The 21,206-nt window shown below is 68.2% G+C and carries 22 protein-coding genes; 14 read left to right on the top strand and 8 right to left on the bottom strand.

Annotated features, from left to right (window positions below; all coding sequences use genetic code 11):
* The first annotated feature begins 336 nt into the window (after nt 1-336).
* From ASG17_RS12500 to ASG17_RS12455, 9 genes are all read left to right on the top strand, one after another.
* On the top strand, nt 337-999 hold the full coding sequence (locus tag ASG17_RS12500; protein ID WP_162238796.1) for a 2OG-Fe(II) oxygenase: 663 nt from the start codon (nt 337-339) through the stop codon (nt 997-999).
* Nucleotides 996-3,863, top strand: a complete 2,868-nt coding sequence (locus ASG17_RS12495; protein WP_056104259.1) for an AMP-binding protein — start codon at nt 996-998, stop codon at nt 3,861-3,863. Before ASG17_RS12500 ends, ASG17_RS12495 begins: the two co-directional genes overlap by 4 nt.
* A 72-nt stretch (nt 3,864-3,935) precedes the next feature.
* On the top strand, nt 3,936-6,650 hold the full coding sequence (locus ASG17_RS12485) for a condensation domain-containing protein (RefSeq protein WP_162238795.1): 2,715 nt from the start codon (nt 3,936-3,938) through the stop codon (nt 6,648-6,650).
* A 72-nt stretch (nt 6,651-6,722) separates the two neighbouring features.
* A complete protein-coding gene (locus tag ASG17_RS12480; protein WP_156367854.1) occupies nt 6,723-7,796 on the top strand; it encodes a hypothetical protein in 1,074 nt (357 codons plus the stop codon).
* Nucleotides 7,793-8,551: a hypothetical protein gene (locus ASG17_RS12475; protein ID WP_056104248.1), complete on the top strand. Its 759-nt coding sequence runs from the start codon at nt 7,793-7,795 to the stop codon at nt 8,549-8,551. The genes ASG17_RS12480 and ASG17_RS12475 overlap by 4 nt, the downstream gene beginning before the upstream one ends.
* A 2-nt stretch (nt 8,552-8,553) precedes the next feature.
* Nucleotides 8,554-9,345 carry a 4'-phosphopantetheinyl transferase superfamily protein gene (locus ASG17_RS12470; RefSeq protein ID WP_056104245.1) on the top strand — a complete coding sequence of 264 codons (792 nt, stop codon included), beginning with the start codon at nt 8,554-8,556 and terminating at the stop codon, nt 9,343-9,345.
* Nucleotides 9,346-9,418: 73 nt separating this feature from the next.
* A complete protein-coding gene (gene msrA / locus ASG17_RS12465) occupies nt 9,419-10,069 on the top strand; it encodes a peptide-methionine (S)-S-oxide reductase MsrA (protein WP_056104242.1) in 651 nt (216 codons plus the stop codon).
* 2 nt (nt 10,070-10,071) lie between these two features.
* Nucleotides 10,072-10,416: an MmcQ/YjbR family DNA-binding protein gene (locus ASG17_RS12460; RefSeq protein ID WP_056104238.1), complete on the top strand. Its 345-nt coding sequence runs from the start codon at nt 10,072-10,074 to the stop codon at nt 10,414-10,416.
* Between the two features lie 55 nt (nt 10,417-10,471).
* Nucleotides 10,472-10,996, top strand: coding sequence for a cytochrome C (locus ASG17_RS12455; protein WP_200935082.1), 525 nt, complete (start codon nt 10,472-10,474; stop codon nt 10,994-10,996).
* A 3-nt stretch (nt 10,997-10,999) separates the two neighbouring features.
* Here the strand turns inward: ASG17_RS12455 and ASG17_RS12450 are convergent, their stop codons facing one another.
* The 8 genes from ASG17_RS12450 to flgF form a co-directional block, all read right to left on the bottom strand.
* The gene (locus ASG17_RS12450; RefSeq protein WP_056104235.1) at nt 11,000-12,808 is read right to left on the bottom strand and encodes a DUF885 family protein; all 1,809 of its coding nucleotides are present in this window, start codon (nt 12,806-12,808) and stop codon (nt 11,000-11,002) included.
* Nucleotides 12,809-12,865: 57 nt separating this feature from the next.
* Nucleotides 12,866-13,372 carry a hypothetical protein gene (locus ASG17_RS12445; protein ID WP_056104233.1) on the bottom strand — a complete coding sequence of 169 codons (507 nt, stop codon included), beginning with the start codon at nt 13,370-13,372 and terminating at the stop codon, nt 12,866-12,868.
* A gap of 5 nt (nt 13,373-13,377) precedes the next feature.
* Entirely contained in the window at nt 13,378-13,791 is a 414-nt protein-coding gene (locus ASG17_RS12440; RefSeq protein ID WP_235560447.1) for a hypothetical protein, read from the bottom strand.
* Nucleotides 13,792-13,828: 37 nt separating this feature from the next.
* Nucleotides 13,829-14,299, bottom strand: a complete 471-nt coding sequence (locus tag ASG17_RS12435; RefSeq protein WP_056104228.1) for a hypothetical protein — start codon at nt 14,297-14,299, stop codon at nt 13,829-13,831.
* Between the two features lie 108 nt (nt 14,300-14,407).
* Nucleotides 14,408-15,151: a flagellar basal body L-ring protein FlgH gene (flgH, locus tag ASG17_RS12430; protein WP_056104225.1), complete on the bottom strand. Its 744-nt coding sequence runs from the start codon at nt 15,149-15,151 to the stop codon at nt 14,408-14,410.
* Nucleotides 15,152-15,163: 12 nt separating this feature from the next.
* The gene (flgA, locus tag ASG17_RS12425; RefSeq protein WP_056104223.1) at nt 15,164-15,925 is read right to left on the bottom strand and encodes a flagellar basal body P-ring formation chaperone FlgA; all 762 of its coding nucleotides are present in this window, start codon (nt 15,923-15,925) and stop codon (nt 15,164-15,166) included.
* Nucleotides 15,926-15,928: 3 nt separating this feature from the next.
* Nucleotides 15,929-16,717, bottom strand: a complete 789-nt coding sequence (gene flgG, locus ASG17_RS12420; RefSeq protein WP_056104221.1) for a flagellar basal-body rod protein FlgG — start codon at nt 16,715-16,717, stop codon at nt 15,929-15,931.
* 10 nt (nt 16,718-16,727) lie between these two features.
* Nucleotides 16,728-17,465 (bottom strand): flagellar basal-body rod protein FlgF, encoded by a 738-nt coding sequence (gene flgF, locus ASG17_RS12415; protein WP_056104219.1) that lies wholly within the window; start codon nt 17,463-17,465, stop codon nt 16,728-16,730.
* A gap of 178 nt (nt 17,466-17,643) precedes the next feature.
* Here flgF and ASG17_RS12410 point away from each other — a divergent pair, with 178 nt between their 5' ends.
* The 5 genes from ASG17_RS12410 to ASG17_RS12390 all read left to right on the top strand — a co-directional run bounded on the left by ASG17_RS12410 (nt 17,644) and on the right by ASG17_RS12390 (nt 21,203).
* Nucleotides 17,644-18,315: a flagellar basal body-associated FliL family protein gene (locus tag ASG17_RS12410; RefSeq protein WP_056104217.1), complete on the top strand. Its 672-nt coding sequence runs from the start codon at nt 17,644-17,646 to the stop codon at nt 18,313-18,315.
* A gap of 26 nt (nt 18,316-18,341) precedes the next feature.
* On the top strand, nt 18,342-19,379 hold the full coding sequence (gene fliM / locus ASG17_RS12405) for a flagellar motor switch protein FliM (protein ID WP_056104411.1): 1,038 nt from the start codon (nt 18,342-18,344) through the stop codon (nt 19,377-19,379).
* On the top strand, nt 19,376-19,948 hold the full coding sequence (locus ASG17_RS12400) for a DUF6468 domain-containing protein (RefSeq protein ID WP_056104214.1): 573 nt from the start codon (nt 19,376-19,378) through the stop codon (nt 19,946-19,948). The genes fliM and ASG17_RS12400 overlap by 4 nt, the downstream gene beginning before the upstream one ends.
* A 17-nt stretch (nt 19,949-19,965) precedes the next feature.
* Nucleotides 19,966-20,871, top strand: a complete 906-nt coding sequence (locus ASG17_RS12395; protein ID WP_056104211.1) for a MotE family protein — start codon at nt 19,966-19,968, stop codon at nt 20,869-20,871.
* A gap of 89 nt (nt 20,872-20,960) precedes the next feature.
* Complete coding sequence (locus ASG17_RS12390; protein ID WP_056104210.1) at nt 20,961-21,203, top strand: DUF3297 family protein; 243 nt, start codon at nt 20,961-20,963, stop codon at nt 21,201-21,203.
* The last annotated feature ends 3 nt before the right edge of the window (nt 21,204-21,206 follow it).

Below are 21,206 nucleotides of genomic sequence, written 5' to 3'. Positions count from 1 at the left end.
ATGTGTCAAAGACGCCCCGTATGAGTTTGGCCCGCGGGATCACGAAACATCCACCAGGGCCGATGAGTGCGAGGGGCGTCAGCCCCTTCGCGCTCTCGAGCGGACCGAGGACAGACGGAAGCCGGCTTGATTTGACGAGCATAACACCGACAGTGGGGCCATTGAGACTCTGCGAAATTCGGCATGGCGCCTGACGAAATCATCCCCAAGCCCGGCGCCGGATCGGCGGACGTCCGCCTCGATCCGTTCCCCTACGGCTGGATCGATGGATATCTGCCTCGCGACCTTTACGACCGTCTGGATCGGCATTTCGTCATGCCGGGCGCACGGCCCGCCATGGACACGCTGAAGCGCGGCAAGAAGCGCGTCGCCTTCATCCTTCCAGATATGCCGGAGCACCTTCGTGACCTCGATTCCGGCTGGCTCGACTACCTGAGGGCTCTGGGGCGCCAGGATTTTCTCCAGCACTGCCTGGACTGGGCCAAGGCCCTCGTCCCGCTCGACAGCCTGGCGGCGGGTCCATATCGCGAGCTGTTTCGGCTGCGCCAGGCGCTGCGAGCGGAAGATGTCGAGCTGTACTGCGAGTTTTCGAGCATCGACGATGCCGCGTTCCTGCCGCCTCACTCCGACGCCTCGGACAAGATCCTCAGCTTCGTCCACTACTTCGCCCAGGCGGACTGGGATCAAGCGTGGGGCGGGGGCACCGAGATTTACCGGCCTCGCCGCGTTGAACAGGGCAGGAACTTCAGCAACTTCTTTCTGTCCAGAGACGAAGTCGATCTTGCGGCGTCGTGCGCCTTCATTCCCAATCGCCTGTTCTTCTTCGCCAAGACCGACCGGTCTTGGCACGGCGTATCCCCCCTTGCCGCCGAGACACGCCTGCCGCGGCGATCGTTCAACTTCAGTCTTCGCATTCGACCCGACGCGGACATCGATCCAGCCTTCGCCACGATCGCTGCACAGATACAGGCGGACGAGCGAGGCGCGTTCACGGCATGAACGAACCTCTGAGCTGGGCGACGCTGGATTACTGGCGCCGGCGCAAGCCGGCTGACGCCGCGATCCTGACGACCGCAGCGCGGCCGCCCCTGCTGTGGGCTGATCTGCCGGGTTTGATCGCGCGCATCGCAGAGCACCTGCGCATGCATGGGGTGGCGCAGAGCGCGCGGATCGCGATCGCCATGCCGCCAGGAGCCGAGACAGCGCTCGTGACGCTCGCCGCCATGCAGTGCGGCGTGGCGGCGCCGTTGAATCCCGAACTGACAGCCTCGGAGCTGGCCTCGTCCCTGCGCCGTCTGCGGCCGCACGTCCTGATCGTGCGCGAAGGTCTGCCGGGTCGCCCCGAGGCCGTTGCGCAATCGTTGGGAATACCCACGCTCGCGGCCGCATGGTCCATCGACGAGGGACCGGGCGGCGTCCGGCTGACGTCGGCACAGGCGCGCGCCGTGGTCGGAGATGACGCTCTTGCCGCGCCGGACGGCACGCGTTTGATCCTGCAGACCTCCGGCACAACGGCCGAGCCCAAGCTCGTCCCCCTGACCGAGGCCAACCTGTTCGCGTCGGCCGCCGCTCTGATGCGATCGCTGTCGCTGACCGAAAACGACCGTGCGCTGAACTTGCTGTCGCAGTTTCACATCGGCGGTCTGTGGGACCTGATCGCCGCTCCCCTGTTCTCGGGCGGCAGCGTTATCTGCGGCGGCGTCTTCTCGGTCGCGACCTATCGGGCGGGCTGTGGGCTTGCGCCGACGTGGGTGCAGCTGGCGCCCAGCATGATCCACGCCGTCGTCGCGGCCAAGGCGCCCGCGCCGCCGACGCTGCGGTTCATTCGCTCCGTGTCGGCGCCCTTGTCGATGGCGCTGAAGGCGGAGGCCCAGACGCACCTGGGTCGGCCCATCATCGAAATCTACGGCATGACGGAGACTGCCGGGGTCATCACCAGCAATCCTTTCAATCCGGCGCATCAGAAGCCGGGATCGGTGGGCGTTCCGGTCGGCCCGACGATCGCCGTACTTGACCCCTCGGGACGCCCAGTCCCGGTCGGATCCTCCGGTGAAGTGGTGCTGCGCGGCCCGCAGGTGTCGCCGGGTTATCTGGCCGCAGCCGCCGGTGACGCCGTCGTTTTTGCGGCCGACGGTTTCCACACCGGCGACCTCGGTCGGATGGACGAAGACGGTCATCTCTGGCTGGTCGGGCGATCCAAGGATCTTATCAATCGCGGCGGCGAAATGATCGGACCCGCAGAGATAGACGCCGCCGCCCTTTCGCTGGCGTGGGTCGCGGACGCGGCGGCCTTCGCGGCGCCACACCCGACTCTGGGCGAAGAGATCGAGATGGCCATTGTGCTGAAGGCGGGAGCACAGCCGCAGACGGACCTGGAGGAGACCCTGGCGGCGACCCGCGACGCCCTGCGCTCCCTGTTAGGCTATGGACGGATGCCCGCGCGCATTCACATCGTTCAGGCGGTCCCGCGCACGCCCGGCGGCAAGCTGCAGCGTCATCTGCTGGTCGAGCAGTTCTCCGGTCTGCCGCGCGTCCATGCGGCGCCCGCGGCGGATCGCGCTGCACTCGCATGGCCCGAGCGTCCGGTGGCGCGCTGGGTCGCCGGCGTCTGGGCCTCGGTGCTCGACCTCGCGGTCATGGGGGCTGACGAGGACTTCTTCCAGTCCGGCGGCTCGTCCCTGCAGGCGGCCCAGGCGGCGGCGCTCGTGCAGAGCCGCTTTCCCGATCAGATGCTGTACGTCTCGTCGGTCTACGAAGCCCCCACTCCGGACCAGCAGGCCGACTTCCTGAGCGAGCACTATCCGGAAATTACGGCGCGGATTCTTGGGGAGACATTGCGGCCTGATGGCGGCCTGACGACGCTGGGCGAGGCCGACCAGATGCGGTTCGCTCGCCGGGTCAGAGACCCGCTGGATGCACACATTGCAGGCAAGCGCCTGAACCCTCCGGCTGTGTTCATTCTCAGCCCGCCCCGCTCAGGATCGACCCTGCTGCGCGCCATGATGGCGGGGCATGACGCGCTGTTCGCGCCGCCGGAACTCTACCTGCTCAGCCATGCGGACCTGACCGCCCGGCGCGCCTGGTATGGACGGGCCCATGCGTCGCAGCTCGAAGGCCTGCCTCGTGCGTTCATGGGAGCGACGGGCTGCTCCGCCGATGAGGCGCAAGCGATCGTCTCCGAAATGGAGCGGGACAACCTGCCGACCGCAGACGTGTATCTGCGGCTGCAGACCGCGATCGGCGGACGTCTGCTGGTGGACAAGACGCCCTATTATGGCGTCCATTCCTCCGTGCTGACCTCGGCCGAAGCGACATTCGAACGGCCGATCTACATTCACCTCAGCCGCCACCCCTATGGCATGATCCGCTCGTTCGATCAGGCGCGTTTGGGACAGCTCTGGTGGCCGCGCCTCGCAGGGCCCGATGGTGATCCAGTCTCTCCTTTCGCCTCGCGCCAGCTGGCGGAGCTGATCTGGACTCATATCCACGCCAACACGGTGGCGTTCCTTGAGGGCGTGCCGGCAGAACGGCAGATCCATCTTCGCTACGAAGATCTCGTCCGCGATCCGGAGGCGGCCGCGCGGCGTCTCTGCGCGACCTTGGGCCTTCCCTTCGACCCGGCCATGCTCGACCCGCTCGCGGACCCGTCTGGTCGCATGACCGATGGACTGCGGGCCGAATCGAGAATGATCGGGGACCCCAAGTTCCATTCGCACAGCGCCATCGACCCAAGCGCGGCCGACCAGTGGAAACAGACTTACGATCGAGACTTTCTGTCGTCGCGAGCCGGCGCCTTGGCGAACGCACTGGGCCATACAGAGCGCGTCGACGACGCAGACGAACGGGTTGAGTTCGACGTCTGACGTTGACCTTGCGACGGGGCGATGCAAACGACCGAGCGGGCCGTGGCGGGGCCGGCGCGGGGGATTTCGCACTTGAACAGCGTCGACCGCCAGACCGTAGGCGAGCCATCCGCCGATTTGACGCGTCGCCTGGAAGACCTCGCGCGGCGCGGAGTGCGGCTGTGGGTCGATGACGGACGGCTTCGCTGCAGCGCCCCACCTCAGTCGCTCGACGACGATCTGCGCGACTGGCTGAAGTCGGAGCGCGAGACCCTACTGACACTCCTAACGCCGAACGCGTCTGTCACCGTAGATCCGACCCTCCCTGCCGACGAGGCGTCGCCCCGCGCGACCTTGGCCCAAGAGGCGTTGCTGCCGCTTGCGCGTGCGCACCGAGCAGACGGGCGATACAATGTGCCGGTCGTCCTCGACCTGGAGCGGGCGCTCGATCCTCTGGTGCTCCACGCGGCGCTCAGCGCTCTTGGACAGCGCCACGATGCCCTTCGATTCTGCTTTCCGCCGTCGCAGGCGGACCCCGTCTTTCGCCCCCGTCTTGCCGGACTGTCTGTGGAGGAGGCGCTGGTGATGGGCCGCGCCGACGACGCCGAGATCGACGCAGCGATCCAGACCATGGTGTCCCGACCATTCGACATCGGTCACGGCCCGCTGTGGCGGTGCTGCACGATCAAGGCGGGTCGATCCCGAGACGTCCTCGTTCTCGTTTTCCACCACCTCATCTTCGACGGCTTCTCGCGGGATCTGTTCGTGAAGGAGCTATGTGTCGCGTACGCGGACCTGGCGGCCGGCCACGCCCCCAGGTTCGCCAGTGAGGCGATGCAGTCCCACGATTTCGCGGCGTGGGAGCGCGGCGTGGCCGACGGCCCGCGCGGCGAAGAGGCGCGGCGCTGGTGGGTGGAAGCGTTCCAGCAGCGACACCCGTCGACCGCATTGCCCGCCGCCGCCGGCTCGCAGGCTGACGGGTTTCTGCGGTTCTCCTTGCCGAACGAAACGCTGGCGGCGCTCCGCGCACGTGCGGTCAACTCCAGGCAACCATGCGGCGCCTACGCAATCGCCGCCGCCGCCGTGGCCCTGCACCGCGTGACAGGGCAGCGCAGGATCCTGGCCTGTACGCCGCTGACCAACAGGGACCAGGCGCAGGCCGCTGGGGTCATCGGCTATCTCAACAGGATGGCGCCGATCTCCGTGGCGGTGGAGCCCGGCGCCATCCTGTCCGAAATCGTCTCTGAAACCGGCCGCAGCCTGTTCTCGGCCGATGCCCACCGCTTCGTCGCCACGGGCGACATCGCGGCCGCGCCCGGTCTGCGCCGGACCCAGCTCAACCGCTTCATGACCGGCTGGCAGGAGCGACGCAGCGATGCGCAGCCTGTGCTGGGCGACGTCACGGCGCGGCGCATCACCGCGACGCGCGACAGCGTCGACTTCGATCTGGCGGTCCAGTTCGAAGCCGCCGCTGACGATCTGTCGTGCCAAATCAGCTATCGCGCCGGTGTGATGGACGAGGCAGGTGCATCTCGGTTCGCTGAAATCCTGAACAGTACGCTGGCCGCTATGGTCGGTCTTGGCGGCGAAAGCTTCGTCCCACCGGCGCTCACGCCAGCCGGGCGCGTCGCGGCCGCTCTGATCGACCACCCCGGCGTCGACGAGGCCGTCGTGGTGGCGAACCCGGAGATCGGCGAATACGGCGCCGTCCTGGTCCTGAACGAGCACGAGCGGGTCGACCTCGAGACGCTGAAGGCCTGGCTGGGCGAACACCTTGGCCCCCTGGCGCCGCCCGTCCAGTTTCGAACACTCGCAGCGCTGCCACGGATGTCGGACGGCGAAGTCGATCGCGTCGCCCTGTCCCGACTGTTTGAGGCCGAGCCGCGACAGCCGATCCCGCCTCAGACGGACCTCGAACGCCAGATCGCAGAGCTGTGGCGCGAAGTCCTGTGGCTGGACCGGCCTGTCGGACGCGACGAAGGCTTTCGTCTGCTCGGCGGCCACTCGCTGCTTGCCGTGCGCATGCTCGGCGATCTCGAACAGCGGTTGGGGCGATCTCTGCCCGCAGCCGCGCTGACCTGCCTGGGATCGGTCGCGGAACTCGCCGGCGCGATCCAGAGCGACGCCGCGGAGCCGACACAGCCGACGCCGGTGAGCGGGGTCGACGCCGATGCTCTTAAAAAGTTGCACGCCTACACATCCGTATGGGCGGGCGAACGACCTTTCCCAGGGGCGCTGCTCGTGGGGCGCAACCTGGACGGCGAGAGGACGCCGTTGTTCTGGTGCCTGCAAAATCAGAACGAGCTGAAGCAGCTGGCCCGCTATCTCGGCGATGACCAGCCGGTCTACGGTATGCGCTCGGCTCACCAGGTCATGGCCAAGACGCCGGAGAACATCGACGGTCTCGCCGCCTTTTATGCGTCGGAGATCGCCCGCACGGCGCCGACCGGCGCGCTTTTTCTCGGGGGCAACTGCCAGGCTGCGGTCATCGCCTTTCACATCGCCCGTCACCTGAGGGCAGGGGGACGAGAGGTCGCGCTGCTGATCCTGCACGAGAAGATCGTGCCTCACCCCTACGACGGTCGGATCGCCCTGACCTTCGGGCGCGACAGCGATCGCAACCCCTGGCTGACCTCCGACGATCCGCGCGCCGAGCTGGCGGCCTACTATGACGACTTCACCATCGACCTGGTGTCCGGCAGCCACGGCCAGTTCTTCGTGGAGCCAAATATTCTCGACCTGACCGCCACGATCCGGCAGAAGCGGGACGCGATGGCCGCACTCTTGTCAGGGGCGCGCGGCGCATGACTCTCATGGGGGATCACGCTGTCTAAGGTCTGGTACCAACGCCTGCAGCAGGCGGTGCGCAGCGGCGGCGGCATGCTGAACGCCCACCTGCATCTTGATCGCGTCGAGACCTTCGACGACCGCTACATGCCGGGCGTCGGCCACCGGATGGCCGAGGACTTCCACGTTTCGCTGAAGCGCAAGCACTCCATGATCGCCGACCTGCACGCCGGCCCCGCGTTCGAGCGCGAGGACTTCTTTCAGCGTGTCGAGACCGCTCTGGATGACATGGTGCGGGTCGATACTCGCCGTGCCGACACCATGGTGGACGTGACGCCTGATCGGGTGGGCCTGACCGGTCTGGACTGGATGCAGCAGATCAAGGCGAAGTGGGCGGACCGGATCGATCTGCGCCTGGGCGCCTATACGCCATTCGGCTTCGACGACGCAGAGCCCGAGCGCTGGGCGATCTTCGAGGAGGGCGCGAGGCGGGCGGACTTCATCGGCTGCCTGCCAGAGGCGGACGATATCGACGACTATCCGACCCACATCGGTTTTTCGGAGCATTGCCGGCGGGTGCTCGAGCTGGCTCAAGAGTTGGGCCAGATGGTCCACGTCCATACGGACCAGCGCTTCGAGCCGTCGGAAACCGGCACTGAGCGGCTGGTCCAGGCCGTGCGCCAATACGGCGCCCCGCGCTCCAGCGACGGCGAACCGATGGTCTGGGCCGTGCACATGGTATCGCCGTCCACCTATGACGACGACCGCTTCGCTCGATTGGCGGACGATATGGCCGAGCTGAACATCGGGCTGATCGCCTGTCCGTCGGCGGCGCTCGGCATGCGCATGCTTCGTCCGCTTCAGACGCCGACGGGCAACTCCATGCCGCGAATCCTGGAACTGTTGAGCCATGGCGTGTCGGTGCGCCTGGGATCCGACAATATCGCCGACATCTGCTCCCCCAGCACGACGGCCAATCTGATCGACGAGGCGTTCGTTCTTTCGGCGGCGCTGCGGTTCTATCAGCCCGAGGTGATCGCCCGTCTGCTATGCGGGCAGTCGCTTGAGCCAACCGAGCGCGACTTCGTCACCGAGCACCTGGCGAAGAACGAGGCTGAAATCCGCAAGACGATCGGGCGGCTGAACCGGACGGCCGCCGGCGCATGACGGCCGAGGCGGCCACGCATCCGATCCACATCAGCTGCTTCATGTGGGGCGACCTCTATACAGCCGACGACGTGAACAGGCTTCGCGCCATGTTCCTTCGCCACCTGACGGCGCCGCATGTCTTTCATTGCCTGACCGATCAGCCGGACGGACTGCGAGACGACATCGTCGTCCACCCATTGCCGAACTACGACTTCAGCGACTGGGATATCGGGAACGCGCGCAAGCTGGCCGTCTTCAGCGATGACTTCCTCGGGTTGAACGGGGCGCTGCTGATCCAGATCGATATCGACATGGTCCTGATCGACAACGTCGATTTCCTGACCGAAAGGCCAGAGGAGGATTTCCTGATCGTCCGAGGCCGGAACCAGAGCGGCAATACGCGGGGCCACAGCGCGCTGTTGCGGCACCGGGTTGGGACCATGACCCATGTCTGGGACGACTTCGTCGCCGACCCCGCCGCGGCGGTCGCGACCTGCCAGCACCATCGCGGCGCGCCAGGCCACGTTTCCGACCAGCGCTGGCTCGATCGCTCGATCCCCGAGATGGCCTTCTTCGAAGAGGGGCGGGTCGTCTACTTCCGCCAGGACTGCAACGCCTACGCCAAGCATGACAATCCCGAGGGCGTCGCCGCGCCGCCCGAAGGGGCGTGCGTGGTGTCCTTCGCCGGCAAGACCAAGCCGCAGCATGTCATCGACGGCAGCCACCTGAACTGTCGGCACGCTCCTTTCATCGCCGAGCACTGGCGCGAATAGGCGTGCCCAGCGCGCAGGCAGCGACGGCCGATCCGTTTCGCGACGACGCGGCGTTCGAGGTCGACGTCGCCGGCCGACCGTACCGCGTGGCCTTCGCGATCCTGATCGGAGGTCGTCTGGATGTCTCCGGCGGCGTGCTCAGCGAGGCGGAAACGGCGCTCCTGCCGGCGCTCCGATACGACCGGCGACGCAGAACGCTGATCGCGGGGCGCACGACCGCCAAGGCGGCCTTGGCGCGCCTCGCACCCGGAACCGACCCCCTGCACGTGTCGGTCATTCCGGGCGTGTTCGGGCAGCCAGTGGTTATCGGGCCGGGTCTGGAAGGTCTGCAGGTCTCGATCAGCCACGCCGGCGACACCACCATCGCGATGGCCTTTCCAGAGGCCTGCCCCTTCGGCGTCGACGTGGAACGCGTCGAAGCCGGTCATCGCGACGCCATGCTGCGCCACACCAGCGAGCGTGAACTCGAGAGGATCGGCGCCTTCCTCGACGAGGATGTCGGACTGACCGCAGCCTGGACCCTTCGTGAGGCGCTCTCGAAGGCGCTCAGGTGCGGATTGACGACGCCGCCCCTGCTGCTGGAGACGACGCGGCTGACGCTCGACCAGACCGGGTATCACTGCGCCTACGGCGCCTTCAGTCAGTATGACGGCGCAGGGGTGTTCACGGGGAGCGTTTGCGCGTCCGTGACCGCGCCGCGCAGCGTGACGTGGTCTGCAGGAGAGGCTTACCGGGAAACATTGGGCGCCTGGCTCCGTCGGAGCGGACCGGCCGCCCACGTGTCAGCGACCTAGCAAGATCATCGCATCTCGCGCCGGGGTGTCAGCGTACCCATATCCCCGCCAGACACCATCAACGGAGCCCCCGATGCTGTTCCGCAAATCCGCCGAAATGCCGACCGCCCAGACCGCCCTGCCGGGCCGGTCCACCCCGCTGCCGACCGACGAGGTCCACTACGTCAATGGCCGCCCGCTGAAGGGACCACATCCGGAGGGGTTCGAGACGGCCGTCTTCGGCATGGGCTGTTTCTGGGGCGTGGAACGGACGTTCTGGAAACTGCCGGGCGTGTGGGTGACCGCCGTCGGCTATTCGGGCGGGATCACGCCCAACCCGACCTATGAGGAGACCTGCACCGGCCTGACCGGCCAGACCGAGGTCGTGCAGGTTGTCTTCAATCCCGAAGAGATCAGCTACGCCGAGCTGTTGAAGACGTTCTGGGAGAACCACGACCCGACCCAGGGCATGCGCCAGGGCAACGACGTCGGCACCACCTACCGCTCGGCCATCTATTATCTGAACGACGAACAGAAGGCTGAGGCCGAGGCTTCGCGGGCCGCCTATCAGAACGCCCTGACCAAGGCCGGGCGCGGCCAGATCACCACCGAGATCGCGCCGCTGGGGCCCTTCTACTACGCCGAGGGCTATCACCAGGGCTATCTGGCCAAGAACCCGGCCGGATACTGCGGCATCGGCGGGACGGGCGTCGTCTGCCCGATCGGCGTCGGCGTCGAGGCCTGATCGTGGACGGGCAGGGCGTGGGCAAGGTCTGCCTGGCTCTGCGGGGCGTCACGGTCGAGCATCCGTTCGACCAAACCCACGACGCCTACAAGGTCGGGGGCAAGATGTTCGCCGAGGTCGGCGGCATGGGAGGCCTGTCTTTTAAGGTCTCGGACATCGCCTATGAGGTTCTGACCGAGACCGGCCGCGCCCGCCCGGCTCCCTATCTGGCACACCACAAATGGGTTCATCTGGCCGATCCGGCCGAGTGGCCCGACGAGGAGCTGACCGACCACCTGCGCATCGCGCACCTCATCGTCGCCGCCACGCTGTCCAAGAGACGCCGGGCGGAGCTAGGCCTGAGGTAGCGCTTGTCATGGGCGGTATGACACTGTTCTCTCACCAGATCCCGGAGAGAACATCATGACCGCCAGATCCATTATCGTCCTGAGCATGGCCGCGGCCGCCCTGACCGCGTGCCAGCGACCCGCTGCGCCAGTGTCCGCCGAAACGCCGCATGTGCTGGCCGCGACGGACGTCGCCGCGGGGCGATATCTGGTCATGACCGGCGGCTGCAACGACTGTCACACCCCCAACTACGCGCGCACCGGCGGCAAGGTCCCGGAGACGGAGTGGCTGAAGGGCCAGGCCGTCGGCTACCACGGGGCGTGGGGGACCAGCTATCCGAACAACCTGCGCCGCACCGTGGCCGGCATGACCGAGGACGCCTTTGTCGAGATGCTCTCGACGCGCGAGGGCCTGCCGCCCATGCCCTGGCCCAGCGTCCGCGCCATGGCCGAGGCCGACAAGCGGGCGCTGTATCGCTACATCAAGTCGCTGCCGCTCGAGGGCGACCCGGCGCCCATGGCCCTGCCGCCCGGCCAGACACCGGCCACGCCCTATGAAGACATGACCATGCGCGTGCCGGGCGCTCCGGCCCAGGGCTGAGGATCACTCCGCCGGCTTGGCGACCTGCTCCGCGATCCAGGCGTCCATCCGCTGGTCCAGCAGGTCCAGCGGCAGCGGGCCGTCCACCAGGATGGCGTCGTGGAAGGTGCGGACATTGAAGCGGTCGCCCAGCGCCGCCTCAGCCCGCGCGCGGATGGCGCGCAGGCGGATCTCGCCGATCTTGTAGCCCGTCGCCTGGCCCGGCCAGCCGATGTAGCGTTGCAGCTCCGTCTCGATGTTGTGCGGAGCCAGGGCCGAGTTGTCGCGGAAGCAGGCGCGCGCCTGCTCGGTCGACCAGCCGAGCCAGTGCAGGCCGGTGTCCGCCACCAGCCGGCAGGCGCGCCACATCTCATAGCTGAGGCGCCCGAAACGCTCGTACGGCGTGCGGTAAAAGCCCATTTCCTCGCCCAGATATTCGGCGTAGAGGCCCCAGCCCTCGGTATAGGCGGTGACGTTGGCGTTGCGCCGGAAATAGGGCTGATCCGCCGCCTCCTGCTGCAGGGCGATCTGGATGTGGTGGCCTGGCACGGCCTCGTGCAGCGTCAGCGCCGGCAGCTCGTACAGCGGCCGCTGGTCTAGGTGAGAGGTGTTGACCATATAGCCACCCGCGATGCCGTTCTGCATCGAGCCGCCGTTGTAGCGGCCGGTGGTGTAGGTCTCCTCGATGTCGCGCGGCACGGGCCGGACGCCATAGGGCAGGCGGGGCAGGGTGGCGAACAGGGCCGGCAAGCCGTCGTCGGCCCGCTTGGCCATCTCCGACGCCTTCTCCAGGAGGTCCTCGCGGGTCTGGCTGTAGAACTGCGGATCGGTGCGCAGGAAGTTCAGGAAACCGGCGAAGTCGCCGGTCCAGCCCGCGGCGTGCATCTCGCCGTCCATACGGGCGCGAATGCGTGCGACTTCCTCGACGCCGATCTGGTGCACCTGGTCCGGCGTCAGGTCGGTCGTGGTGTAGCCGGCCATCAGATAGGCGTACATTTCTCGCCCGCCCGGGCGGTGGGCCAGACCCGGCGCTTCGGGCGCCTTGGGCAGGTACTCGTCCTGCAGGAAGCTCAGCCATTGCCGGCGCATCGGCGTGATGCGCCGGGCCACCAGATCGGCCGCGCGGGTCCGCAGCACGGCCTGCTGATCCGCCGACATGGAGGCGGGCAAGGTCTTGAAGGGCGCCAGCATGGCGTCGTTCTCGGGCGTCACGGCCACGTCGTTGCGGGCCAGGACAAGCGCGCTTTCGACCACCGACTTGGGCTGCACCATGCCGGTCGCCAGACCGCGCCGGGCGTTGGCCATGGTCTGTTCGTAGATGGTGGCGAAGCCGGCGATGCGGCTCATCCAGGCTTCGGCGTCGGCCATCGAGGTGATGCGCGTGCCGGTGCCCAGATACTGCACCCAAGTGCCGGGCCCGCCCTCGGAATCGAAGGCCAGCCGCCCGGTGTCGAGGTCCAGGCCCTGGATAGAGCGGCGTAGGGTCCACAGCAGGAAGCTGTGGTTGATCTTGCCCTCGGCGCTCAGCTTGGCGGCGTCGATGGCCTCCAGACGGTCGATGAAGGCCTGCGTCGGCGCGCGCTGTGCCAGCTCGAACTCACGCGACGCGTCGGGCAGGCGGCTCAGCGCGGCCTTGTCGCCCTCGAAACCGGCCGAGATGGGGTCCAGTGCGCGCTGATAGGTCTCGACGTCGCGGATCACGGCGTCCAGGGCGGCGTCCTCTTCGCTCGGCGCCGTCGCCGTTGCGGGCGTGGTTTGCGCCCCTGCCAGACTTGGGATCGCGGCCGCAGCCATCAGGACGGCGCTCGCCGTCGCCAGGATCATTCGCCGCATCGGCCCCTCCACTGAACGCCGGGACAGGACACCGGGCGCGCCCCGTGCGTCAAGCGATCAGGAGGCGGCGCCTTCGCAAACGTCGAAGAACCGCTTCACCCCCGCCAGCGAACCCGCATGTCCGGCCAGCATCTCGCGTTGCTCACCGCGCCACAGCGCCACCCACCCCAGCCGGCGAAAGCGCAGGAAGACCGGATCGGTCGAGGCCGCCTCGGCTGTCAGCCACGCGCCGTCTGTAAAACCGGCATCCTCGGCATGGGCCGCGTAGCGCTCCGTGTCACCGCCGGACTCGAGATGAAACTCGGGCCGAACGCCGGTCGCGGCGGGCCCGCTCAATGTCAGACGCCGCGCGCCCGGCGCGCAGTCCAGCGCCAGCGCCAGGTCGTCGCTTTCCTCGCCACCATAGGCCAGTCGGGTGTCGCCTTGCGGATCCTCGATCAGGCGCCAGTCGCGGCCGGGCGTGGGCGCGGGCGATGCGATGGCTGCGGTCGGACTGGGCGCCGGCCGGGTCGCGCAGGCCGCGGCCAAGGCGCTGAGGGCGATGATGCAAAGCAAGCGGCGCATGGTTGTCAGCCTCCACAACGTCCGGCGAAGCGCCGAAGCATCGGCAGTCCCTGGCCGTTCAAATCCACGGTCCGCGTCTGTTCGCCGATCCGGACGTCCAGTTGTCCCTCGGCCGCGAGGGCCTGGAACACAGGATGATCGGTTCGCAGCGCCATCTCCAGCCGATCGCCCTGCGCCCGTTCGGCCTGGGTCGCCGCCGTCGCGCCGCCAGCCGTCAGCGTCGCCATGCCCGTTGCACCAGGCCCGTAGAGCGCCAGCGTCGCCAAACCCGTGCCCGGTGCGCACTCCAGTGTCGCCCTCAGTCGGGGGGTGTCCGGGATTTCGTTGGCCAGAACCACCAGCCCGTCCGCCTCATACAGCGACCAGGTCCAGGCCGGCTGCGCGCCCTGCAGGTTCGCGATCAAAAGCAGCGCCATCATGGTTCAACCCCTCCGCGACCGCGAAGGCGTGATCTGATCAAGTGCGGCTGGAAGAGCAATAGTCGATGAAGGCGCGCGCGGCGCGTTGCTCATCTCGGTCGGCGGTCAGGACGAAGCGACCGGCCTCGCCCTCCACCTGCATCCGGCCGGTGCGGCTCAGGCCGGCCAGGCTGGGATCGGTCAGGGGAAGGCGGGTTTCTTCCGCTTCTCCACCCGACAGCGGATCGACGGCGGCGCTGTAGGCGGCGCGGGTCAGACGCGGCGACACCGGCTGAACGTCACCATAGACGACAGCGGCGCGGTCGCCCGGCGCACAGGTGATCATCAGAGCCAACTGGTCGGAGTTCTCGACCCCATACGCCAGCTTGGCCATCGGGCCCTCATAGCTGACGTGCCACGCCATGCCGGGCTGGGCGTCGCTGCTGCTGGTCGCGTCAGTGGCCTGGGTGGTCGCGGCGAAGGCGATCAGGCCCAAGGCGGCGGCGGCGGGGATCAGGACTTTCAGCATAGGGGGCACTCGCGTTCGCCAGGGAAAACGCGAGTGGCCGTTTACGGTTCATCCATCTTGGTTAACCGAACCCCAATCCGGCGAAGTGTGGCGCCGGCGCCGCGCCTGTCAGAAGGGGCTGAAGCGTTCCGCCAGCGCCTGGGCGGCGGGCGCGGCCTGCACGCGCGTGATGTCGCCCCGGCCGCCATAGCTGATGCGCGCCTCGGCGATCTGGGTATGCGCGATGGTGTTGGCGCTGGAGATGTCCTCGGGCCGAACGATGCCGGCGATGGTCAGCTCGCGCACCTCGCGGTTGGTGCGCACTTCTTGCCGACCCTGGATCACCAGATTTCCGTTGGCCATGATGTCCGTGACGACAGCCGCGATGGTCAGGCTGACTTTCTCGGAGCGGTTGACCGAGCCGGAGCCGGACGAGTTGGCCCCGCCTTCCATGCCGACCATGTTCGACGGGTCGAAACCACCCGGGAAGGCGCGGCCCAGGCTGTTCTCGAGGCCGAAGAAGTTCGAGACCCCGGCGGAGATGTCGTTGGAGCGCGTCCGCTGGGTCGAGTTCTGGGTCTGGGCGCGGTCGTCGATGTCGATGTTGACGGTCAGGATGTCGCCGATGCGCCGCGCGCGCTGGTCGCCGAAGAAGGTGCGCGAGCCGGTCCGCCACAGGCTGTTGGCGCTGGCCGGGCTGGCCTCGGGGCGTTGGGTGGCGGGCGATGCGAGATACTGCTGCGACACCGGCACCAATGCGGCCGGATAGCCGATGGGGGCGAGCTCGGGGCCACGCACCGTCTCGGCGACGGTCGAGCAGCCGGCCAGCACGGCGGAGGCGGTGAAGGCGGCGAGGGCGATCAACTTGCGCATGGGACGGCTTCCTTAGCGGGACGCGAACTGGGAATTGGAACGGGCTTGCAGGGCGGCGGGACCGGCGATGGCGCGGCCCGGACCCGTGGCGACCGCATCGATCGTGCGGCCGGACGTGGTGTTCAGGACCGGCACGGCCTCGCCTCGCGCGGCGTCGCGCGTGGCCCGTCCCGTGACAGTCAGGGTGACGCCGCCGGCGACGAAGGCGACCTGCACCATGTCGTTGCGGGCGATAACTTGCGGCGCTGTCAGGTCGCGGGTGGCGACCACGGCGCCGGCGCGAAGGGCCCGGCGGGCGCTGAGGCCGATCACGACCTCCGCGTCCTGCGGACCGCCGGCGGGGGCCATGTGCGATTGCACCTGGGTCCAGGCCACGTCTTCGGGCTGGACCACGTCGCCCGCCGCCAGGCTGCGGACATAGGTCAGAACCTCGACGGTCGCGCCGGGCCGGCCCGCCGTGGCGACGGCGTTCTGGGCGGAGGCGGAGGCCTCCGATGCGCCCTGGCGGACGACGATCCGGCGCAGGCCCTGGGGGTTGCTCCAGCTCAATCCGGCGCGGGCGGCGGCGGCCTGGACCTGACCGGCCTCGAACACGGCGGAGGGGCCGGAGCGCACGCCCACCACCACGCTCGCCGCGCCGCCGGCGCCGTCGAACAGGTCGCCCAGGGTGACGCGGCCGTCGTCGTCGGCCGGCTCGGCCTTCAGCGTGACGGGTCCGGCCAGGGCCGAGGTGGCGCTCAGCGCCAGGACCGCGAGGGACAGGATCAGTCGCATCGCTCAGCTCTTGCTCTGGTTGGCGACCGACAGCATCTGGTCGGCGGTGGTGATGACCTTGGAGTTCATCTCGTAGGCGCGCTGGGCGATGATCAGGGCGCTGATTTCGCTGACCGCATCGACGTTGGAGCTTTCGGTGTAGCCCTGCAGCAGCTGGCCGTAGCCGGTCTCGCCAGGGGTGCCGATGGTCGCCGCGCCGGAAGCGGCCGTCTCCATCAGCAGGTTGTCGCCGACCGCCTCCAGACCCGCCTCGTTGAAGAAGGTCGCCAGTTCCAGCTGACCCACCACCTGCGGCGTGGTCTGGCCTTGCGTCGTCACCTGCACCTCGCCCGACTTGGACACCGTCACGTCGATCGCGTCCTGAGGGATGGTGATGGCCGGCTCGACCGCATAGCCGTCGTCCGTGACCAGCTGGCCCTCGCCGTTGACGGCGAAGTTGCCGGCGCGGGTATAGGCCGTTTCGCCGGACGGCATGGTGATCTGGAAATAGCCGCGCCCGTCGATGGCCAGGTCGTAACGGTTGCCGGTCTGGCTGGGCGTGCCCTGTTCGGTGATGCGGTAGACGCTGCCCGCCTTGACGCCGACGCCGATCTGGATGCCGGTCGGAACGACGGTTCCCTGGCTGGACGACTGCGCGCCCATCCGTTCGATGTTCTGGTACAGCAGGTCTTGGAACTCGGCCCGTTGGCGTTTGTAGCCCACGGTGTTCATGTTCGCGATGTTGTTGGAGATGACCTCCACGTTCAGCTGTTGGGCGGCCATGCCCGAGGCGGCGGTTCTCAACGCGCGCATGTCTTAGCTCCTACGACACCCGCCCGAGGCGCTCGACGGCGCGACGGGACAGGTCGGTGGTGTTGTCGATCATCCGGCTGACGCTTTCGTAGGCGCGCTGGATCTCGATCAGGTTTGTGATCTCGACGATCGGGTTGACGTTCGAGCCTTCCAGCATCCCCTGGCGGACGCGCGCGTCGGTCGCTTCTAGCGGCCGCGCGTTCGAGGCGTTGCGATAGAGGCCGTCTCCGCCCTTGCTGAGCGCCGCCAGGGTGTCGAAGCGCACGACGGTCAGGCGACCGACAGGCTGGCCGTTCTGAGAAATGGTCCCGTCGGCGCCGACGGATGGCGAGCCCAGCGCCGGGTCCAGGACGATGTCGCCGCCGTCGCCCTGGACGGCCGCGCCGCCTTCGGTGACCAGCTTGCCTTCGGGGTCCAGCAGGAAGGCGCCGTCGCGGGTGTAGGCGTCGCCCTGACCGTCCTTCAGGGCGAAGAAAGCGCCCTCGCCCTCGATGCCGAAGTCCAGCGGCCGTTCGGTCTGGCGCAGCGCGCCCTGGCCAAAATCGCGGCCGACGCCGTGGTCCATCACGAAGCTGGCGCCCGGCCGGATGTTGTCGTTGCGAGCCCGCGCGCCGACCTCTTCGCCGACCATCAGCTGCTCGACCTTGAAGCCGGTGGTGTCCGCATTGGCGATGTTGTTCGCCACGACGTCGAGTTCACGACGCAGTGTCATCTGGCGGGACAGTCCGATGTAGGCGGCGTTTTCCACGGCGGCAGGCTCCTTCGCCCAGCCCCCTCGCAACGACCGTGCCAACAGGGTTAATCCAGCCGGAACGGGCCTTTCAGCGGCCAAGCCCACCTGGGCGCCCGGCAGGATTTGCCGTTCCTCAACGTCCCGTTAACCAAAACCGGCGCTACTGGACCCTGCATCACTGGGGCCTCGGTTCATGTTGAAGATCGGCAAGAAGAAGGGCGCGGCCAAGGACGCCGACGCCAATCTGCCGGCGACGACCGAGGGCGGCGAAGGCGGGGAGGGCGATGGCCCGCCCGCCAAGAAGAAGCTGCCCCTGCTGTTCATCATCGCCCCGGTCGCGGCGCTGCTGGTGCTGGGCGGCGGCGGCGCGGCCGCCTTCGTGCTGATGAAGCCCAAGCCCGCCGCCGATGCGCATGGCGAGGAAGCCGCCGGCGGTCATGGCGAAGAGAAGAAGGGCGGCCACGGCAAGGAAGAGAAGAAGGGCGGCGGCGGTCACGGCGGCGGCGGCGAAGGCGGCGAGGCCGACCCGTCGCTGGGCAAGATCACCGAGGGCCCCGACGGCGTCACCTTCTACACCCTGCCGGACATGGTGGTGAACATTCAGTCGCCCGACAGCCGCCCGACCTTTCTCAAGTTGAAGCTGACGCTGGAGATGCACGACGCCGACCTGGCCTCGACCCTCCAGGGCGAGGCGCCCCGGATGCAGGACATGTTCCAGGGCTTCCTGCGCGAACTGCGTCCCGAGGATCTGGCCGGCTCGGCCGGCAGCTATCAGCTGCGCGCCGAGATACTGCGCCGCGTCAACCTGATCGCCGCCCCCGGCAAGGTCGACGCCGTGCTGATCGAAGAAATGCTGGTGCAATAGCCGTGAGCGACACCGCGACGGCCGAAATGGATCCCCTGGCCGTCGGCCCCGACGGCGGCGACCGCCCGCCGGTCCTGTCGGAACGCGTGCTCAATCAGGACGAGATCGACAGCCTGCTGGGCTTTGATCTGGGCGATGACGATGCGTCCGAGCGGACCGGCATCCGCGCCATCATCAACTCGGCGCTGGTCTCCTACGAACGCCTGCCGATGCTCGAAATCGTCTTCGACCGCCTGGTGCGGTTGATGACGACGAGCCTGCGCAATTTCACGTCAGACAACGTCGAAGTCAGCCTCGACAACATCTCGTCGATCCGCTTCGGCGACTATCTGAATTCCATCCCGCTGCCGGCCATTCTGGCCGTCTTCCGAGCGGAGGAGCTGGACAACTACGGCCTGCTGACGGTCGACAGCAATCTGATCTATTCGATCGTCGACGTGCTGCTGGGCGGACGCCGGGGCACGGCCGCGCTGCGCATCGAGGGCCGGCCCTACACCACGATCGAGCGCGTGCTGGTCCAGCGGATGGTCGAGGTCATCCTGGCCGACGCCCAGGCCGCGTTCGAGCCCCTGACGCCTGTTCATTTCACGCTCGACCGGCTGGAGACCAATCCGCGCTTCGCCGCCATCGCGCGCCCGGCCAACGCGGCGATCCTGGTCAAGCTGCGCATCGACATGGAAGATCGCGGCGGCCGGGTGGAGCTGCTGCTGCCCTATTCGACGCTGGAACCGATCCGCAAACTGCTGCTGCAGCAGTTCATGGGTGAGAAGTTCGGCCGCGACAACATCTGGGAAGGCCACCTGGCCACCGAACTCTGGACCACCGAGACCGAGGTCCGCGCCGTCCTCGACGAGCAGCAGGCTCCGTTGTCCAAAGTGCTGGATCTCAAGGTCGGCGACACCTTCATGCTGAACGCCACCCCGGACAGCGAGATCTCGATCCGCGCCGGCTCCATCCCGCTGACCACCGGACGCATGGGCCGCAAAGGCCAGCATATCGCCATACGCGTCGAAGGCCCGATCACTGTCGACGCCGCCAACGCCATCAAGAGTGGACGCAAATGACCGGCGTGATCCTCGACTGCGTCCTGATGCTGCTGCTGGTGGCCGCCCTCGGCTACGGCGTGCGGTTGGAGCGCAAGCTGACCGCCCTGCGCGAAGGCCAGGTCGCCTTCGCCGGCGCCGTTTCGGAACTGAACACCGCCGCCGCCCGCGCCGAGGCCGCGCTGGGTTCGCTGCGAGCGTCCGGTCAGGAGACGGACCTGCTGCACGACCGCATCGTCAAGGCGCGCGCGGTGAAGGCCGAGCTGGAGGCATTGATGCATCGGGCTGAGACGGCCCGCGGGCCTCTCCCTCCACTTCATGGGGAGGGCAGGTCGCGCAGCGACCGGGGGGGTGAAGTTCTGATCACCCCCGCTACCCATTCCGCTCTGGATGCCCTCTCGAGCCCCACCCGGGCTTCGGCTGCGCCTTCGCCGTCGCTCCCCACGCGGGGGAGGGAGAACAGCCTCCTCAATCCCGAGCAGGTCGAACGCTTCACGCCCGTCCTGCAAGCCCTGGCCGCTAACCAAGCTGCGAAGGAAAGCCTGAACCGGGCCCGTCGTAGTCTGGACGACGACCTCTTCGCCGCCTGAAGTTTGAGTAGAGCCCGATGGCCAAATATCCCCGCCTTCTGCCCCTGATCGCCGTCGCCATCGGCGGCGTCGTCGCCGTGCGCGCCATCGGCGTCGCGCCGGGCCTGTTCGACGGGGCCAAGGCCTGGGCCGAGGAAGCGGTCGCCGCCGCGCCCGCCGGTGATCCGGGCGCCGCAAAGCCCGCGCCCGCCGTATGCGCCCTGACGCCCGAGCAACTGGCGCAGCAGGCCGGCCTGTCGCCCGCCGAACTGCGCGTCCTGCAGTCGCTGAAGGACCGCCGGGCCCAGCTGGACATGCGCGACAACGACTTCGCCACCCAGCTGCCGCTGATGGCCGCCGCCGAGGAGAAGCTGGACGCCAAGACCCAGGCGCTGAACAGCCTCAAGGCCGAACTCCAGGCCCTGCTGGGTCAGGTCGGCGAGCGCGAGCAGGCCGAGGTCAATCGGCTGGTTCAGGTCTATTCGGCCATGCGCCCGCGTGAGGCGGCCGCCGTCTTCGCCACCCTGGACGACAAGGTCCGCCTGCCGGTCGCCGCCGCCATGCGCCCGCGCACCTTGGCCGCCATCATGGCCCAGATGCCCGCCCCGGCCGCCAAGGAACTGACCGAGAAGATGGCGCGCCGGTTCGAAGCCCAGCAGCAGGCCGCGCGTCTCGCTACGGCCGCCACGCCCGACCCGGCGCCGGCCGCCACGGACGCCGCCGCGCCCGCCGCTTCGACGCCGCCGGCCGCCCAGCCGGCTGCGGCGGCGGCTCGACCCGCCGCGCGTCAGGCGCCGCGCCGCCCGGCGCCGCGTCCGGCCGCCAATCGGCCCGCCGCGAACCGGCCCGCCGCATCTGCTCCATCACCGGCCGCCGCAGCGCCGGCCGCGCCGCAGTCCTACCAGGCTGACACCCCGGCGCAGCCCCGTCAGTCGGTGAACTAGCCAAGGACGGCGCGGAGGTTGTCCCGAGCGCCGGCCGCCGCTATCACCCGCGCCTTCCTTGCCTGAAGAGCCGAGCCAAAGGCCCGACCATGTCCGACACGCCTCCCGATCGCCTCTCGGTCGATCCCGACAGCCCCTTCCACGACGCCGATGCCCTGGCCCGCAATGTGGGCATCCGGTTCAAGGGCGAGGAAAAGACCAACGTCGAGGAATATTGCGTCTCGGAAGGCTGGGTCCGTCTGGCCGTCGGCAACCGCGTCGACCGTCGCGGCAAGGCTTTGACGGTCAAGCTGCAAGGGCCGGTCGAGCCCTACTTCAAGCACGAAGGCTGAGGC

It is taken from the genome of Brevundimonas sp. Leaf363 (assembly GCF_001424025.1).
GTDB lineage: Bacteria > Pseudomonadota > Alphaproteobacteria > Caulobacterales > Caulobacteraceae > Brevundimonas.
The sequence above is the reverse complement of the archived record's forward strand: the minus strand, read 5'-3'. Positions and strand labels throughout refer to the sequence as shown.

Excerpts from the sequence above, each read along its gene's own strand:
- flgG (WP_056104221.1), bottom strand. The coding sequence starts at position 16,717 with ATGCGCGCGTTGAGAACCGCCGCCTCGGGCATGGCCGCCCAACAGCTG.
- ASG17_RS12395 (WP_056104211.1), top strand. The coding sequence starts at position 19,966 with ATGGCCAAATATCCCCGCCTTCTGCCCCTGATCGCCGTCGCCATCGGC.
- ASG17_RS12410 (WP_056104217.1), top strand. The coding sequence starts at position 17,644 with ATGTTGAAGATCGGCAAGAAGAAGGGCGCGGCCAAGGACGCCGACGCC.
- ASG17_RS12450 (WP_056104235.1), bottom strand. The coding sequence starts at position 12,808 with ATGCGGCGAATGATCCTGGCGACGGCGAGCGCCGTCCTGATGGCTGCG.
- ASG17_RS12500 (WP_162238796.1), top strand. The coding sequence starts at position 337 with ATGGACACGCTGAAGCGCGGCAAGAAGCGCGTCGCCTTCATCCTTCCA.
- ASG17_RS12455 (WP_200935082.1), top strand. The coding sequence starts at position 10,472 with ATGACCGCCAGATCCATTATCGTCCTGAGCATGGCCGCGGCCGCCCTG.
- flgH (WP_056104225.1), bottom strand. The coding sequence starts at position 15,151 with ATGCGCAAGTTGATCGCCCTCGCCGCCTTCACCGCCTCCGCCGTGCTG.
- ASG17_RS12400 (WP_056104214.1), top strand. The coding sequence starts at position 19,376 with ATGACCGGCGTGATCCTCGACTGCGTCCTGATGCTGCTGCTGGTGGCC.
- ASG17_RS12445 (WP_056104233.1), bottom strand. The coding sequence starts at position 13,372 with ATGCGCCGCTTGCTTTGCATCATCGCCCTCAGCGCCTTGGCCGCGGCC.
- ASG17_RS12390 (WP_056104210.1), top strand. The coding sequence starts at position 20,961 with ATGTCCGACACGCCTCCCGATCGCCTCTCGGTCGATCCCGACAGCCCC.
- ASG17_RS12435 (WP_056104228.1), bottom strand. The coding sequence starts at position 14,299 with ATGCTGAAAGTCCTGATCCCCGCCGCCGCCGCCTTGGGCCTGATCGCC.
- ASG17_RS12440 (WP_235560447.1), bottom strand. The coding sequence starts at position 13,791 with ATGATGGCGCTGCTTTTGATCGCGAACCTGCAGGGCGCGCAGCCGGCC.
- ASG17_RS12475 (WP_056104248.1), top strand. The coding sequence starts at position 7,793 with ATGACGGCCGAGGCGGCCACGCATCCGATCCACATCAGCTGCTTCATG.
- fliM (WP_056104411.1), top strand. The coding sequence starts at position 18,342 with ATGGATCCCCTGGCCGTCGGCCCCGACGGCGGCGACCGCCCGCCGGTC.
- ASG17_RS12480 (WP_156367854.1), top strand. The coding sequence starts at position 6,723 with ATGCTGAACGCCCACCTGCATCTTGATCGCGTCGAGACCTTCGACGAC.
- ASG17_RS12495 (WP_056104259.1), top strand. The coding sequence starts at position 996 with ATGAACGAACCTCTGAGCTGGGCGACGCTGGATTACTGGCGCCGGCGC.
- msrA (WP_056104242.1), top strand. The coding sequence starts at position 9,419 with ATGCTGTTCCGCAAATCCGCCGAAATGCCGACCGCCCAGACCGCCCTG.
- flgA (WP_056104223.1), bottom strand. The coding sequence starts at position 15,925 with ATGCGACTGATCCTGTCCCTCGCGGTCCTGGCGCTGAGCGCCACCTCG.